Annotated in this window: 10 protein-coding genes and 1 pseudogene; 4 read left to right on the forward strand and 7 right to left on the reverse strand. The window is 71.3% G+C overall.

The genetic code is table 11. The features are described from left to right. Positions 1–12 precede the first annotated feature (12 nt). Genes nuoL through nuoN form a run of 3 tightly spaced genes read left to right on the forward strand, consistent with a single transcriptional unit; the run spans position 13 to position 5,182 of the window. On the forward strand, positions 13–1,959 hold the full coding sequence (gene nuoL / locus ABZX30_RS14055; protein ID WP_355932972.1) for an NADH-quinone oxidoreductase subunit L: 1,947 nt from the start codon (positions 13–15) through the stop codon (positions 1,957–1,959). A gap of 5 nt (positions 1,960–1,964) precedes the next feature. Next, a complete protein-coding gene (locus ABZX30_RS14060; RefSeq protein WP_355932975.1) occupies positions 1,965–3,536 on the forward strand; it encodes an NADH-quinone oxidoreductase subunit M in 1,572 nt (523 codons plus the stop codon). Then, positions 3,533–5,182 carry an NADH-quinone oxidoreductase subunit NuoN gene (gene nuoN, locus ABZX30_RS14065; protein ID WP_355932977.1) on the forward strand — a complete coding sequence of 550 codons (1,650 nt, stop codon included), beginning with the start codon at positions 3,533–3,535 and terminating at the stop codon, positions 5,180–5,182. Before ABZX30_RS14060 ends, nuoN begins: the two co-directional genes overlap by 4 nt. 74 nt (positions 5,183–5,256) lie before the next feature. Here the strand turns inward: nuoN and ABZX30_RS14070 are convergent, their stop codons facing one another. Next, complete coding sequence (locus ABZX30_RS14070; RefSeq protein ID WP_355932980.1) at positions 5,257–5,859, reverse strand: Uma2 family endonuclease; 603 nt, start codon at positions 5,857–5,859, stop codon at positions 5,257–5,259. A gap of 200 nt (positions 5,860–6,059) precedes the next feature. Between ABZX30_RS14070 and recQ the strand changes: the two genes are divergently transcribed. After that, positions 6,060–8,072, forward strand: a complete 2,013-nt coding sequence (gene recQ, locus ABZX30_RS14075; protein ID WP_355933037.1) for a DNA helicase RecQ — start codon at positions 6,060–6,062, stop codon at positions 8,070–8,072. 13 nt (positions 8,073–8,085) lie between these two features. On the opposite strand, the gene ABZX30_RS14080 is transcribed toward recQ, so the two are convergent. The 6 genes and pseudogenes from ABZX30_RS14080 to ABZX30_RS14105 form a co-directional block, all read right to left on the reverse strand. Further along, the gene (locus ABZX30_RS14080; protein WP_355932982.1) at positions 8,086–10,881 is read right to left on the reverse strand and encodes a fumarate reductase/succinate dehydrogenase flavoprotein subunit; all 2,796 of its coding nucleotides are present in this window, start codon (positions 10,879–10,881) and stop codon (positions 8,086–8,088) included. 11 nt (positions 10,882–10,892) lie between these two features. Continuing rightward, positions 10,893–11,660 carry an ABC transporter ATP-binding protein gene (locus ABZX30_RS14085; protein ID WP_355932985.1) on the reverse strand — a complete coding sequence of 256 codons (768 nt, stop codon included), beginning with the start codon at positions 11,658–11,660 and terminating at the stop codon, positions 10,893–10,895. Continuing rightward, a complete protein-coding gene (locus tag ABZX30_RS14090) occupies positions 11,644–12,522 on the reverse strand; it encodes an ABC transporter permease (protein WP_355932988.1) in 879 nt (292 codons plus the stop codon). Before ABZX30_RS14090 ends, ABZX30_RS14085 begins: the two co-directional genes overlap by 17 nt. After that, positions 12,519–13,862: an ABC transporter substrate-binding protein gene (locus ABZX30_RS14095; protein ID WP_355932991.1), complete on the reverse strand. Its 1,344-nt coding sequence runs from the start codon at positions 13,860–13,862 to the stop codon at positions 12,519–12,521. The genes ABZX30_RS14090 and ABZX30_RS14095 overlap by 4 nt, the downstream gene beginning before the upstream one ends. A 27-nt stretch (positions 13,863–13,889) precedes the next feature. Next, entirely contained in the window at positions 13,890–14,117 is a 228-nt protein-coding gene (locus ABZX30_RS14100) for a ferredoxin family protein (protein ID WP_010986276.1), read from the reverse strand. Positions 14,118–14,159: 42 nt separating this feature from the next. After that, positions 14,160–14,951: pseudogene (locus ABZX30_RS14105) on the reverse strand (GntR family transcriptional regulator). Positions 14,952–15,101: the final 150 nt, after the last annotated feature.

Here is a 15,101-nt window from a genome sequence, read left to right on the forward strand (position 1 = left end):
GTCGGGAGAATCGTGGAGAACCTGATCGCGCTGCTGATCGCGGCGCCCCTGCTCGGAGCGGCCGTCCTGCTGGTCGGCGGCCGGCGGCTGGACGCCGTCGGCCACTGGATCGGCACGCTCCTGTCGGCCGTCTCCTTCGTGTTCGGCCTGATCCTCTTCGCCGACCTGCTCGGCAAGGACGCCGAACACCGCACCCTGATCCAGCACCTGTACACGTGGATCTCGGTCGGGAACTTCCAGGCGGACGTCACCTTCCGCCTGGACCAGCTGTCGATGACGTTCGTCCTGCTGATCACCGGCGTCGGCTCGCTGATCCACCTGTACTCCGTCGGGTACATGGAGCACGACGAGCGCCGCCGCCGCTTCTTCGGCTACCTGAACCTGTTCCTCGCGGCGATGCTCCTGCTGGTCCTCGCCGACAACTACCTGCTGCTGTACGTCGGCTGGGAGGGCGTCGGTCTCGCCTCCTACCTGCTGATCGGCTTCTGGCAGCACAAGCCCAGCGCGGCGACCGCGGCGAAGAAGGCCTTCCTGGTCAACCGCGTCGGCGACATGGGCCTGTCGATCGCGATCATGCTGATGTTCACGACCTTCGGGTCCTTCGCCTTCGGCCCGGTCTTCAGCCACGTCGGCGGCGCCTCCGAGGGCAGGCTCACCGCCATCGGCCTGATGCTCCTGCTCGCCGCCTGCGGCAAGTCCGCCCAGGTGCCGCTGCAGTCCTGGCTCGGGGACGCGATGGAGGGCCCGACCCCGGTCTCCGCCCTCATCCACGCCGCGACGATGGTGACCGCGGGCGTCTACCTGATCGTCCGCTCCGCGGCCATCTTCAACGCCGCGCCCGACGCGCAGCTCGTGGTGACCGTGGTCGGCGCGGTCACGCTCCTGTTCGGTGCGATCGTCGGTTGCGCGAAGGACGACATCAAGAAGGCGCTGGCCGGCTCGACCATGTCGCAGATCGGCTACATGGTGCTGGCGGCGGGTCTCGGCCCCATCGGCTACGTCTTCGCGATCATGCACCTGGTGACGCACGGCTTCTTCAAGGCCGGTCTGTTCCTCGGCGCCGGTTCGGTCATGCACGGCATGAACGACGAGGTCGACATGCGCAAGTACGGCGGCCTGCGCACGTACATGCCGGTCACCTTCGTCACCTTCGGGCTCGGCTACCTCGCCATCATCGGCTTCCCGTTCCTGTCGGGCTTCTACTCCAAGGACGCCATCATCGAGGCGGCCTTCGCCAAGGGCGGCACCCAGGGGTGGATCCTCGGCGGCGTGGCCCTGCTGGGCGCGGCCATCACCGCGTTCTACATGACCCGCGTGATGCTGATGACGTTCTTCGGGGAGGAGCGCTGGCGCGACCAGCCCACTCGTTCTCCCGAGGCACCGAGCGCCGAGCCCGCGGCCGAACACCACGGTGAGCACGCCGAGCCGCACCCGCACGAGTCGCCCAAGGTCATGACGATCCCGATGATCGTGCTGGCCGTCGGGTCGGTCTTCGGCGGCTTCTTCTTCCACCTCGGCGACCGCTTCCTGCACTGGCTGGAGCCGGTCACCGGGCACAGCGAGGGCAACTCGCCGGTCAGTGCCTGGACGGTCACCGGCGCCACCATGGTGTGCCTCGTCATCGGCGTGGGCATCGCCTGGGCCCAGTACGGGCGCAAGCCCGTCCCGGCCGTCGCCCCGCGCGGGTCGCTGCTCACCCGCGCCGCCCGGCGCGACCTGCTCCAGGACGACTTCAACCACGTGGTCCTGGTGCGCGGCGGCGAGCACCTCACGCGCTCCCTGGTGTACGTCGACCACACCCTGGTCGACGGGGTCGTCAACGGCACCGCGGCCTCCTTCGGGGGCCTGTCCGGACGGCTGCGCCGGCTGCAGAACGGCTTCGCGCGCTCCTACGCGGTCTCGATGTTCGGCGGCGCGGCACTCCTGGTCGCCGCGACCCTGCTGATGAGGGCGGTCTGATACCGATGTCCTTTCCTCTGCTGACAGCGACGGCGGCGCTCCCGGCCGTCGGTGCGGTCGCCACGGCCGCCGTACCGGCCGCGCGGCGTACCGCCGCCAAGTGGCTCGCGCTGCTGTTCTCGCTCGCCACGCTCGCCCTGGCGGTCGTCGTCCTGGTCCGCTTCGACCCGGGCGGCCCCCGCTTCCAGCTCACCGAGTCCCACGCCTGGATCGCGGACTTCGGGGTCAGGTACGAGCTCGGCGTCGACGGCATCGCGGTGGCGCTCGTCGCGCTGACCGCCCTGCTGATCCCGTTCATCGTCCTCGCGGGGTGGCACGACGCCGACCCGCTGGAGACCGGCAGCCGCCGCTGGCGGCCCACCCAGGGCTTCTTCGCGCTGATCCTGGCCGTCGAGGCGATGGTGATCATCTCCTTCGAGGCCACCGACGTCTTCGTCTTCTACATCTTCTTCGAAGCCATGCTGATCCCGATGTACTTCCTCATCGGCGGCTTCGGGGACCATGCCCACGAGCACGGGGAGGAGGCGGCGTCGACCCAGCGGTCCTACGCGGCGGTGAAGTTCCTGCTCTACAACCTGGTCGGCGGTCTGATCATGCTGGCCGCGGTGATCGGCCTGTACGTGGTCGCCGGGAGCTTCTCGCTCACGGAGATCGCCCAGGCCCGGGCGGGCGGTTCGCTGCACATGGCGACGAGCACCGAGCGCTGGCTGTTCCTGGGCTTCTTCTTCGCCTTCGCGGTGAAGGCGCCGCTGTGGCCGCTGCACACCTGGCTGCCCAACGCCATGGGGGAGGCCACCGCCCCGGTCGCCGTGCTCATCACGGCGGTCGTCGACAAGGTGGGCACCTTCGCGATGCTCCGCTTCTGCCTCCAGCTGTTCCCGGAGGCGAGCAAGTGGGCGACACCCGTCATCCTCGTACTGGCGCTGATCAGCATCGTCTACGGGGCGCTGCTGGCGGTCGGCCAGCGGGACATCAAGCGGCTGGTGGCCTACGCCTCGATCTCGCACTTCGGCTTCATCATCATGGGCATCTTCGCGATGACCAGCCAGGGCCAGTCCGGGGCGACGCTGTACATGGTCAACCACGGCATCTCCACGGCCGTGCTGATGCTGGTCGCGGGCTTCCTGATCTCCCGGCGCGGTTCGCGGCTCATCGCGGACTACGGCGGGGTGCAGAAGGTCGCCCCGGTGCTCGCCGGCACGTTCCTGATCGGCGGCCTGGCCACCCTGTCGCTGCCGGGGCTCGCGCCCTTCGTGAGTGAGTTCCTGGTGCTGGTCGGCACGTTCACGCGCTATCCGGTGATCGGGATCATCGCCACCTTCGGCATCGTCCTCGCCGCGCTCTACACGCTCGTCCTCTACCAGCGGACGATGACGGGCCCGGTGAAACCGCAGGTCTCCGCGATGCCCGACCTCCGCGTGCGTGAGCTGGTGGTCGTGGCCCCGCTGATCGTGCTGCTGATCTTCCTGGGCGTCTACCCGAAGCCCGTCACGGACATCGTCAACCCGGCGGTCAAGCAGACCATGTCCGACGTACACAAGAAGGACCCCAAGCCCGAGGTGGAGGCGGCCAAGTGAGCGCAGCAGCCGTCCACAGCCTGTGGACAACCGCGGCCGACCCGATCTCGAAGATCGACGCGCCGAAGATCGAATACGGACAGCTGTCACCGACCCTGATCGTCGTCGGCGCGGCGCTCATCGGGGTGCTGATCGAGGCGTTCGTCCCCCGCAAGTCCCGTTACTACGCACAGGTGTTCGTGTCAGCGGTCGCACTGGCCGCCGCCTTCGCCGCGGTCGTCGCCCTCGCGGCCGACGGCTACGGCACCACCAAGGCGCACATCGCGGCCATGGGCGCGATCGCGGTCGACGGACCGTCGCTGTTCCTGCAGGGCACGATCCTGCTGGCCGGCCTGGTCGGCCTGTTCACCTTCGCCGAACGGCGGCTCGACCCGGCGGCGCACGGCAACCGGGTGGACTCCTTCGCGGCGCAGGCCGCCTCCGTGCCGGGCAGTGACAGCGAGAAGGCCGCCGTCAAGGCCGGTTTCACCACCACCGAGGTCTTCCCGCTGCTGCTCTTCGCGGTCGCCGGGATGCTGGTGTTCCCCTCGGCCAACGACCTGCTGACGCTCTTCGTGGCCCTGGAGGTCTTCTCGCTGCCGCTGTACCTGATGTGCGCGCTCGCCCGCCGCAAGCGGCTGATGTCGCAGGAGGCGGCCGTCAAGTACTTCCTGCTCGGCGCGTTCGCCTCGGCGTTCACGCTGTTCGGCATCGCGCTGCTGTACGGCTACGCGGGCTCGGTGTCCTACGCGACGATCGCGCAGGTCGTCGACGGCACGGTCACCGGCGTCGACCCGGCGCTCGCCAACACCATGGGCAACGACGCGCTGCTGCTGATCGGCGCCGCGATGGTGGTGATGGGCCTGCTCTTCAAGGTCGGCGCGATCCCCTTCCACATGTGGACGCCGGACGTCTACCAGGGCGCCCCGACCCCGGTGACCGGCTTCATGGCGGCGGCGACCAAGGTGGCGGCCTTCGGCGCGCTGCTCCGGCTGCTGTACGTCGTGCTGCCCGGCATGCGCTGGGACTGGCGGCCGGTCATGTGGGCCGTCGCGATCATCACCATGCTGGGCGGCGCGATCGTCGCCATCACCCAGACCGACATCAAACGGCTGCTGGCGTACTCGTCCATCGCGCACGCCGGATTCATCCTCGCGGGTGTCATCGCGACCTCGAAGGACGGCGTCTCGTCCGTCCTGTTCTACCTGGCCGCGTACTCGTTCGTGACGATCGGCGCGTTCGCCGTGGTGACCCTGGTGCGCGATGCCGGCGGCGAGGCGACGCACCTGTCCAAGTGGGCGGGGCTCGGCCGCCGGTCACCGCTGGTGGCCGCCGTGTTCGCGGTGTTCCTGCTGGCCTTCGCGGGCATTCCGCTGACCTCCGGGTTCGCCGGGAAGTTCGCCGTGTTCAAGGCGGCGGCGGAGGGCGGGGCGGCCCCGCTGGTCGTGGTCGGTGTGATCTCCTCGGCCATCGCGGCGTTCTTCTACATCCGGGTGATCGTGCTGATGTTCTTCAGCGAGCCCAGCCCCGAGGGCCCGACCGTCGCCGTACCGTCCCCGCTGACCATGGCGGCGATCGGCGTGGGCGTGGCGGTCACGCTGGTGCTCGGTGTGGCGCCGCAGTACTTCCTGGACCTGGCGAGCCAGGCGGGGGTGTTCGTGCGCTGAGCCGCCGGTCCTGTCACGTACGACGGCCCGGTACCCGCGTCGGGGTACCGGGCCGTCGTCTGCGCCGGCCGGCGCTACTGCTGCGGGGTGCGGCGCGTCCTGATCCCGGTGAGGTCCAGGTCCACGGGGAAGGGGAAGTCCGTCTTCAGCCGCTGGCGGAAGATGCCGGTGCTGGCGTACGTGCCGGTGGTGGGCTCCAGCTCGAAGGTGTGCACCGTGGCGCGGCCGTTCTCGTTCTCGACCCGCCAGTAGTGCGGGATCCTCGCTCGGGCGTACTTCAGCGGCTTGGTCTCGCGGTCGCGCGAGACGGAGTCCTCGGAGACGACCTCGATGGCGAGGAGGACGGCCTCTGCGGGGAACCGGGTCTGCCCCCCGTCCTCCACGACGTCTTCGCGTACGACCACCACATCCGGCTCGGGGCGGTTCTGGCGGTCGATGTCGATGGTGAACTCGCGGAACACCTCAAGATCAGCGGGGGCCAAGGACTGAAGCTGCCAATTGAAGAAGTCGACAGCGCGTGTGTGAAAGATGGTCTGCGGACTCACGAAGACCAGGCTCCCGTCGATCAATTCCGTGTGCGGAGGAAGATTCGGAAGCCGGTCCAGGTCGTCGGCGGTCCAGCCGCCCTCCGGCGGCATCGGCCAGCTGGACGCGGACGCCTTCGGTGCGACGCTCATCAGTGCTCCCATGGGACGGAGTCTCGCCGGTGCGTTCAGACTATCGGGCGGAAACGGGCAAGTCTCCCGCGAACGTGTGAACGACGATCGTGTCCTTGACGTGCGGCGCCTCGGGCGACCTGTGGACAACTCCGCTCCTGTCGGTGCGGAGCCCTATCGTGGACGCAGTGGTCGTAAGACGACGTACGGGGGACACGACGATGCGCGGGACGGGCGGGATCGGCGAGATGCCAGGGACGACGGACAGCGAGACGCTGGCCACGCTGCACCGGGTCTTCGGATACGAGGCCTTCCGCGGCGAGCAGGAAGCGGTCATCGAGCACGTGGTGGCGGGCGGTGACGCCGTCGTCCTGATGCCGACCGGCGGCGGCAAATCACTGTGCTACCAGATCCCGGCCCTGGTCAGACCGGGTACGGGCATCGTGGTCTCGCCGCTCATCGCGCTCATGCAGGACCAGGTGGACGCGCTGCGCGCGCTCGGTGTGAACGCCGGGTTCGTCAACTCCACGCAGGACTTCGACGAGCGGCGCGTGGTCGAGGCGGAGTTCCTGGCCGGCGAGCTGGACCTGCTGTACCTGGCGCCGGAGCGGCTGCGCCTGGAATCCACGCTCGACCTGCTCTCGCGGGGCAAGATCTCGGTCTTCGCCATCGACGAGGCGCACTGCGTCTCCCAGTGGGGCCACGACTTCCGGCCCGACTACCTGGCCCTCTCCCTCCTGGGCGAGCGCTGGCCGGACGTCCCGCGGATCGCGCTGACGGCGACGGCCACCCACGCCACCCACCAGGAGATCACCCAGCGGCTGAACATGCCGGCGGCCCGGCACTTCGTGGCGAGCTTCGACCGGCCCAACATCCAGTACCGGATCGTGCCGAAGGCGGACCCGAAGAAGCAGCTGCTCGCCTTCCTGCGCGAGGAGCACGCGGGTGACGCGGGCATCGTGTACTGCCTCTCGCGGAACTCGGTGGAGAAGACCGCGGAGTTCCTCACCCACAACGGCATCGAGGCGGTGCCCTACCACGCGGGCCTGGACGCGGGCACGCGCGCCGCGCACCAGTCCCGGTTCCTGCGCGAGGACGGCCTGGTCGTGGTCGCCACCATCGCGTTCGGGATGGGCATCGACAAGCCGGACGTGCGCTTCGTCGCCCACCTCGACCTGCCCAAGTCGATCGAGGGCTACTACCAGGAGACCGGCCGGGCTGGACGGGACGGCCTGCCGTCGACGGCCTGGATGGCCTACGGCCTCAACGACGTCATACAGCAGCGCAAGCTGATCCAGTCCGGCGAGGGCGACGAGGCGTTCCGCCGCCGGGCCGCCGCCCACCTGGACTCGATGCTCGCCTTGTGCGAGACGGTCCGGTGCCGCCGAGGCCAGCTGCTCGCCTACTTCGGCCAGGACCCCGACCCGGCGGGCTGCGGAAACTGCGACACCTGCCTCACGCCTCCGGAGACCTGGGACGGCACGGTCGCCGCGCAGAAGGTGCTGTCCACGGTGGTGCGGCTGCAGCGGGAGCGCGGACAGAAGTTCGGCGCGGTGCAGATCGTGGACATCCTGCTCGGCAAGCGCACCGGCAAGGTCATCCAGTTCGACCACGACCAGCTGTCCGTCTTCGGCATCGGCGAGGACCTGGCCGAGGGCGAGTGGCGGGGCGTCATCCGGCAGCTGCTGGCACAGGGGCTGCTCGCGGTCGAGGGGGAGTACGGCACGCTGGTGCTCACCGAGGCGAGCGGGGCGGTGCTGCGGCGGGAGCGGGAGGTGCCGCTGCGCAAGGAACCGAAGAAGCCGGTGACCTCCCGGTCGGCGTCGGCCTCCGGTTCCCCGGGCTCCTCCGGCCGGGGCGACCGCAAGGCCAGGACGGCCACGGCCGAGCTGCCAGAGGAGCTGCTGCCCGCCTTCGAGGCCCTGCGCGCCTGGCGTGCCGAGCAGGCGCGCGAACAGGGTGTTCCGGCGTACGTCATCTTCCACGACGCCACACTGCGGGAGATCGTCACGGTCTGGCCGGCCTCGGTGGCTCAGCTGGGCACCGTCGGCGGAGTGGGCGAGAAGAAGCTGGCGACGTACGGAGAGGGCGTCCTCGAAGTGCTGTCCTCCCTGGCCGCTCCGGGCGAGGGCGGCCCGGCCGAGGGCGGCCCGGCCTCCGGCGCCCCCGCTCCGGCCGCCACGGACGACGACTGGCCGTCGCCGGACGAGGAGCCGGAGCCCGACTGGATATAGCCGCGGCGGCGCGTCACAGCGCCCGCGCCGCGTACGCCCTGACGTCCGCGTCCGCGTCCGACGTGACCGTGGCGAGGGCCGCCCGGGCCTCCCCCGTGCCGTTGTGCCGGGTCAGGGCGAGCACCGCCGCCTTGCGCACGTCGGCATTGGGGTCGGCGAGCGCCTTGGCCAGGGCCGGGACCGACACACCGGAGCCGGCGGAGCCGAGGGCGGTCGCCGCGCCCGCCCGGACCTGCCACGCCGGGTCGGCCAGCGCGGCCGCGGCCCGGGCGGCGAGCGGGGCCGGGCAGCCGACGGTGGCCAGCGCGCCGAGCGCGGCGCCGCGCACCAGGGGATCGGGATCCTCGGTGAGCCGGTCCAGGGCACCGGTGAGCAGCTCCAGGGCGCTCGCGGTCTGGTTCGCCGGGCTGACGGTGGCCAGTGCCCTGGCCACGGTGACCCGGACCTCCCGCGACGGGTCGGCCGCCGCACCGGCCAGCGGTTCGACGGCGTCGACCGAGACGAGCGCCCGCACGGCTTCGATACGGACGGCGATGTCGGGATCGTCCAGCGACCCGGCGAACAGGCCGGCGTCACCCAGGCGCAGGGCGCGCAGCACGTCGAGGGCGGCGGCGCGGACCACGGGGTCGGGCTCGGCGACCGCGGTGGTCAGGGCGGCACCCAGGGCGGGTCCGGGCGGGAGGGTCTCGACGAGCTCGCGCAGGGAGGCCGCGGCGGTGGCACGCACGTCCGCGTCGGGGTCGGTGAGGGCACCCGCCAGGGCCTGCCCGGTGCCGGGCGGCACCGTCTCGGTGAGGACCGAGACCGCCGTCCGCCGCACGGCAGGGTCGCGGTCGGCCAGGTAGGGCTCGACCGCGGCGAGTTCCGGCTGCTCCTCGGCCAGCTCCAGCAGTTCCAGGAGCCGGGGCGAGGCGGTCTCGCCCGCACCGCGGTCCACCGGCCCGGCGGCGGGCGCGGAGGCCGGCCCCGTGGCGACCGGGGCCACGTCCCGGGACCCGGCCGTCGCCACGTCCTCGGCACGGACCTCACCGAGGTGCCGGGGAGAGCCGCCGACCGGAGTGAACTCGTCGACCGGAACCAGATAGGGAGCCACGGGACGGGCCGTGAACTCCATCGCACCGGAGGGGGACTTGTGCAGATCGAGATGGTGGAACCAGGAGGCGTCGTCGCGCTCCGGATGGTCGAGACGGTCGTGGTAGAGCCCCCAGCGGGACTCCGTGCGGGCCAGGGAGGCGCGCGCGGCCATCTCCGCGCAGTCGCGGATGAAGGTGACCTCCGCGCACCGCATCAGCTCGTGCGGGGTACGGGCACCCATCGCGGCGATGTCCGCGCGCATCCGCTCGAAGGCCTCCAGGGCCAGCGACAGCCGGGCGCCCGACTTCGGCGGGGCCACGTAGTCGTTCACGAAGCGGCGCAGCTTGTACTCGACCTGGGGCTGCGGCGGGCCGGCCGGGTTGCGCAGCGGGCGGTAGACCAGCTCGTGCGCCTCCCGCAACTGGTCCTGCGGAAGCTCCCCCTCGTACGCGCGGTACCGGGAGGCGTCCGCGCCGGCCAGGTCGCCGAAGACGAAGGCGCCGATCATGTAGTTGTGCGGCACGCACGCCAGGTCGCCGGCGGCGTACAGCCGCGGGACGGTGGTCCGGGCGTGGTCGTCGACCCGCACGCCGGAGGCCGAGTGGCCGCCGCACAGCCCGATCTCGGAGATGTGCATCTCGATGTCGTGCGTGCGGTAGTCGTGGCCGCGCCCGGCGTGGAAGGTGCCACGGGTCGGGCGCTCCGTGGAGTGCAGGATCGACTCCAGGGCCGAGACCGACTCCTCCGGCAGGTGACTCAGCTTCAGGTACACGGGCCCCCGGTCGCTGGCCACCTCGGCCGCGAACTCGGCCATCATCTGGCCGGACCAGTAGTCGGAGTCGACGAAGCGTTCGCCGTGCCGGTTGACCTGGTAGCCACCGAAGGGGTTGGCGACGTAGGCGCAGGCGGGGCCGTTGTAGTCCTTGATCAGCGGGTTGATCTGGAAGCACTCGATGCCGGTGAGTTCGGCGCCCGCGTGGTAGGCCATCGCGTAGCCGTCGCCCGCGTTGGTGGGGTTCTCGTACGTGCCGTACAGGTAGCCGGAGGCGGGCAGGCCGAGGCGGCCGCAGGCGCCGGTCGCGAGGATCACCGCGCCCGCGCGGACGGTGACGAACGCACCGGTGCGGGTGTGGAAGCCGGCCGCGCCCACGGCACGTCCCCGGGCGGTCAGCACGCGCACCGGCATCACCCGGTTCTCGATCCGGATCCGCTCCCGCATCTCGCGCCGCCGCAACTGCCGGTACAGGACCTTCTTGACGTCCTTGCCCTCCGGCATGGGCAGCACGTACGAGCCCGAGCGGTGGACCTGGCGGACGGCGTACTCGCCGTGCTCGTCCTTCTCGAACTTCACCCCGTAGGACTCCAGGCGCTGCACCATCGCGAAACCGCGGGTGGCGGTCTGGCGGACCGTGGACTGGTCGACGATGCCGTCGTTGGCGCGGGTGATCTCGGCGACGTAGTCGTCGGGCTCGGCGCGGCCGGGGATGACCGCGTTGTTGACGCCGTCCATGCCCATGGCGAGCGCCCCGGAGTGCCGGACGTGCGCCTTCTCCAGCAGCAGGACGTTCGCGCCGTGCTCGGCGGCGGTCAGCGCGGCCATCGTGCCGGCGGTGCCGCCGCCGATGACGAGGACGTCGCAGGTGAGTTCCTCGGCGTCGGCGAGGGCGGGGATCTCCAGGGGAGGGTCCGTGGGGGTGTCCGTACGGATGTCCGTGCGGGTGTCCGGGGTGTCCACCGGGATGCCTTTCAGATGCTCAGTGAGGTCAGGACGTCGCGCCGCAGTGCCACGCGCGCGGGATCGTCGTGCGCCGTACGGTCGCGGGGGCGCGGTACGTCGCGTACGGCGGTCAGCCGGCCGGAGCTCAGCAGGGCCACGCGGTCGCCGAGGAACAGCGCCTCGTCCACGTCGTGGGTGACGAAGACGACGGTTGCTCCGGTGCCGCCCAGCACGTCCACGAGCAGGTCCTGCATGCCGGCGCGGGTCTGGGCGTCGAGCGCGCCGAAGGGTTCGTCCATGAGGACGGCACGCGGGCCGGCGGCCAGGGCGCGGGCGAGCTGCGCGCGCTGGCGCTGGCCGCCGGAGACGCGGTGCGGCAACTGCCTTGACTGCTCGGCGAGTCCGACGCGCGCCAGCCAGGACTCCGCCCGGGCGCGGCGCTCGGCCCGGGGCAGCCCTTTGACGGCGAGCGGGAGTTCGACGTTCGCGCGCAGGGTGCGCCAGGGCAGGAGGGCGTCCTCCTGGAAGACCAGGGCGCGGTCGGCGCCGGGGCCCGTCAGGGGGCGGCCGTCCTGGACGATCTCCCCGGCGAGGGGTGACAGCAGCCCGGCCAGCGTGCGCAGCAGTGTCGACTTGCCGCAGCCGGACGGGCCGACGACGGTGAGGATGCCGCCGGGGGAGACGTCCAGGTCCACCTGGTGCAGCACGGGGGTGCCCGGCCGTCCGAGAGTGGCGCCGCGCAGGGCGAGTCGCGTGCCGGTGCGGGACGGTGAACGGACGTCAGACGAACTGGTCATGGGGGACGCCCTCCTCGGTCCTGGGGCTGATCGGAGCAGGTGGTGTGGCGCCGCGCACCCGCCGCGGAGCGCGTACGCCGGGGACGTACGACGGGCGTGGCAGCCAGCGGGTCAGCCGGCGGCCCAGCAGTTCGACGAGGGTGGAGGTGACCCAGCCGAGCACGCCGATGGTGACCATGCCGACGAACACGCCCGGGTAGTCGACGACCGTGTAGTCCTGCCAGGTGCGGTAACCGACGCCGTACTGGCCGGAGATCATCTCGGCGGAGATCACGCAGATCCACGAGACGCCGATACCGACGGAGAGGCCGCCGAAGATGCCGGGCAGCGCTCCCGGCAGGACGACCGAGCCGAGGATCCGCCACCGGCCGCCGCCCATGGTGCGTACCGCCTCCTCCCACACGGGGGTCAGTGCGCGGACCGCGTGCCGGGTGGAGACCAGCACGGGGAAGAAGGCGGCGGTGCAGGTGATGAAGACGATGCCCTGCTCGTTGGAGGGGAACAGCAGGATCGCCACCGGGACGAGCGCGATCGCCGGGACCGGGCGGACCACCTCCAGGATCGGGCCGAGCAGGTCCTGGGCGAGGCGCGAGCGGGCCACGAGCACGCCCGTCGCCACGCCCAGGACGGCCGCCAGCGCGAAGCCGAGCAGGATCCGGGTGAGGCTGTCGGTGAGATCCGTCCAGTAGTCACCGCCCACGGCCCGGTCGGCGAAGGCGTGGGCCACGTCGGTGACCGTGGGGAACTGCGAGAAACGCAGCCACAGGTCGATGTCCAGGCCGGTCAGCAGCTGCCAGAGACCGAGGGCGGCGGCCAGGGACGCCGCCCGCAGCGCGTACCGCGCGAGCGGGCGCCGGCTCACGAGGCCCGTCCGAGCGCGTCGGCGTACGAGACCGTACGGGCACCCGCGTGCGCGGCGACGTAGGCCTGGGCGGTCGCCGGGGCGACGAACGGGAGCAGTTCGTCGCCGTCGGCCACCCATACCGCCTTGTCGGCGAACCACTCGGTGCCGGTGGTGGCGTCGGGGACGTACGCGGCACGGACATCGGACTCGTGCCCGGCCACGTAGGCGAGCAGTGCCTTCGGGGACTCGAAGGCCGTGGTCTTCCCGGAGCCCTTCGTCCGCACCTCGCTCGCGGCCGGTGCCGGGGTCGCGGCGAGCCGCTCGGCGTAGGAGGAGCCGAGGGCCTTTCGCACGTACCGGTCGTCGACGAACGCGTCGACGTCGACGTCCCCGACCAGCTTCGCGGATTTCAGGACGGCCACGTCCTGCTCGAGCGCGGAGACGAGCCGGGGTTTGACGGCGGGGTCGAAGGTGGCGATGCCATGGGCGCCGTTGTAGAGGTAGACGACCTCGGCGGGCAGGCCGGTGGCCTTGGCGACCTTCTCGGCGGCGGCCACCGGGTGGGTGTCCAGGTAGTCCGTCGCCTCGGCCTGGGCCTTGAGGAAGGCCTCCAGGACGGCGGGGCGCTCCTTGGTGAAGTCCTCGCGGGCGGTGACGCCGTGGAAGGTGGCGAGGTTCAGCTGGGCGCCGTCGTACAGGGCCTTCGCCTTGCCCTGGTAGGCGAGCAGGCCGGGCCAGGCCACGAACTGGGACAGCGCGTCGACACTGCCCGCCGACAGGGCCGAGGCGCCTACCGCCGGTTGCTGGTTGAGCTTCGAGACGCCCTTGTCCGGGTCGATGCCGGCCCGCTGCAGGGCCCGTACGAGGGTGCCGTCGGCGGCCGAGCCGACGCTCGTGGAGACCTTCTTGCCCTTCAGGTCCTTCAGGGAGGTGAGCTTCGAGTCCGGCGCGGTGACGACGGTGTTGAGGCCGCCACGGAGGTTGTAGCCGGTGACGGACACCAGGTGGGTGGGGCGGCCGAGCTGCTTGCCGCGGGCTGCGTTCAGCAGCAGCGGGAAGTCGCCCATCGAACCGATGTCGATCTTCCCGGCGGTCATCTGGGCGGTGATGGGGGCGCCGGTGGCGTAGTCCTGCCAGTCGACCTTGTAGGTGTGGCCGTCGTGGAGGGCGTCGAGCTGCCGCTCGAAGTAGCCGAGGGAGCGCAGCAGGGTGCCCGCGGTGACCGTGTTGATGGTCTTGGACTGGTAGCCGACGGTGACGGTGACCGTGGAGCCGTCACCTGCCCGGGCGGCACCGCCGCAGGCCGAGAGGGGAAGCAGCAGGGATGCCGTGGACAGGGCGACGATCGTGCGTTTCATGGGGCGCTTCATGGGAGTTCGGGCCTTTCACCGGAGCAGGTAGGGCATGTTGACCGTGACGGCTCCGGTGGGACAGCGGGCCGCGCACGGGCCGCAGTACCAGCACTCGTCGACATGCATGTACGCCTTGCCGTTGCTCTCGTCGATGGCGAGGGAGTCCAGCGGGCACATGTCCACGCAGAGCGTGCAGCCGTCGATGCACTTCGACTCGTCGATGGTCACGGGCACGTCGGCCCGCTGGGGCGCCAAGGGCATGGCTGTCTCCAGGAAGGTCGCGCTCTTGGGAAGCGGGGTGGGTCAGAGGGAGCGGTGCAGGAGACCGCCCATGGTGATGCGGTCGCCGCGGAACCGGATGAACTCCAGGTCGACCGGGCGGCCGTCCGCGAGGTGGGTGAGCCGTTCCAGCATCAGCACGGCCGCGCCGCGCGGGGCCTCGAGGACGGTGGCGGAGTGGGTGTCCGCGTTCACCGCCTCCAGCGTGATCTCGGCGTGGCCGAGGCGCTGGCCGGTGACGGCTTACAGGAGGCGGAAGACGTCGGTGTTCTCCAGGTCGGAGTCGAGCAGGGCGGTGCCGATGTCGAGCGGGACGTAGGTGAGGTCGAGGGAGAGGGGGAGGCCGTTCAGGCGGCGCAGGCGTTCGATGTAGAGGACGTCGGTGCCGGCGGGGACGCGAAGGCGTTCGGCGACCGGGGAGGGGGCGGGGGCGGGGCCCATGGTGCGGACCTCGTTGGTGACGCGGCCGTGTTCGCGGAGGGTCTCCGCGAGGCCCATCAGGCGGTCGAGCCCGTGCGGGTACTTCCGGGCGACGACCACCGTGCCCACGCCCGGGAGGCGGTCCACCAGTCCCTCGGCGCGCAGCAGGTCGAGGGCCTGGCGCACGGTGTTGCGGGAGGCGCGGTAGTCGTCGGCGAGGGTCGACTCGTGGGGGAGCGTGCCGTCGGGGTGGGCGCCGGTGAGGATCTGGTGGCGGAGGAGATCGGCGAGTTGCCTGGCCTGGTCCGCACGCAGCCGGCGACGCGTGCGGTGGGCGGCGACGGTGGTCGCGGCGCCTTGACCGGCATGGTCGCGGATGCGATCGGTGGGTGGCATGCCGTGAACCATAGCGAGACGGTAGGGAAAGTCGTGTTGCCGGAGTGTTGCGCCATCTGACGCGCCGCCGATTACCTCGCTGAGCTGGTGCTTCGCTGGAAGCCGGGGGCGGATCCGCCACTCACCGCGCGACCGTCGGCCCCCGGCACG

The organism is Streptomyces sp. NPDC004542 (genome assembly GCF_040610035.1).
Lineage (GTDB): Bacteria > Actinomycetota > Actinomycetes > Streptomycetales > Streptomycetaceae > Streptomyces.

Coding starts and splice junctions, on each gene's coding strand:
- ABZX30_RS14100 (WP_010986276.1), bottom strand. CDS start 14,117: ATGCCCTTGGCGCCCCAGCGGGCCGACGTGCCCGTGACCATCGACGAG.
- recQ (WP_355933037.1), top strand. CDS start 6,060: ATGCGCGGGACGGGCGGGATCGGCGAGATGCCAGGGACGACGGACAGC.
- ABZX30_RS14060 (WP_355932975.1), top strand. CDS start 1,965: ATGTCCTTTCCTCTGCTGACAGCGACGGCGGCGCTCCCGGCCGTCGGT.
- ABZX30_RS14070 (WP_355932980.1), bottom strand. CDS start 5,859: ATGAGCGTCGCACCGAAGGCGTCCGCGTCCAGCTGGCCGATGCCGCCG.
- ABZX30_RS14095 (WP_355932991.1), bottom strand. CDS start 13,862: ATGAAACGCACGATCGTCGCCCTGTCCACGGCATCCCTGCTGCTTCCC.
- ABZX30_RS14085 (WP_355932985.1), bottom strand. CDS start 11,660: ATGACCAGTTCGTCTGACGTCCGTTCACCGTCCCGCACCGGCACGCGA.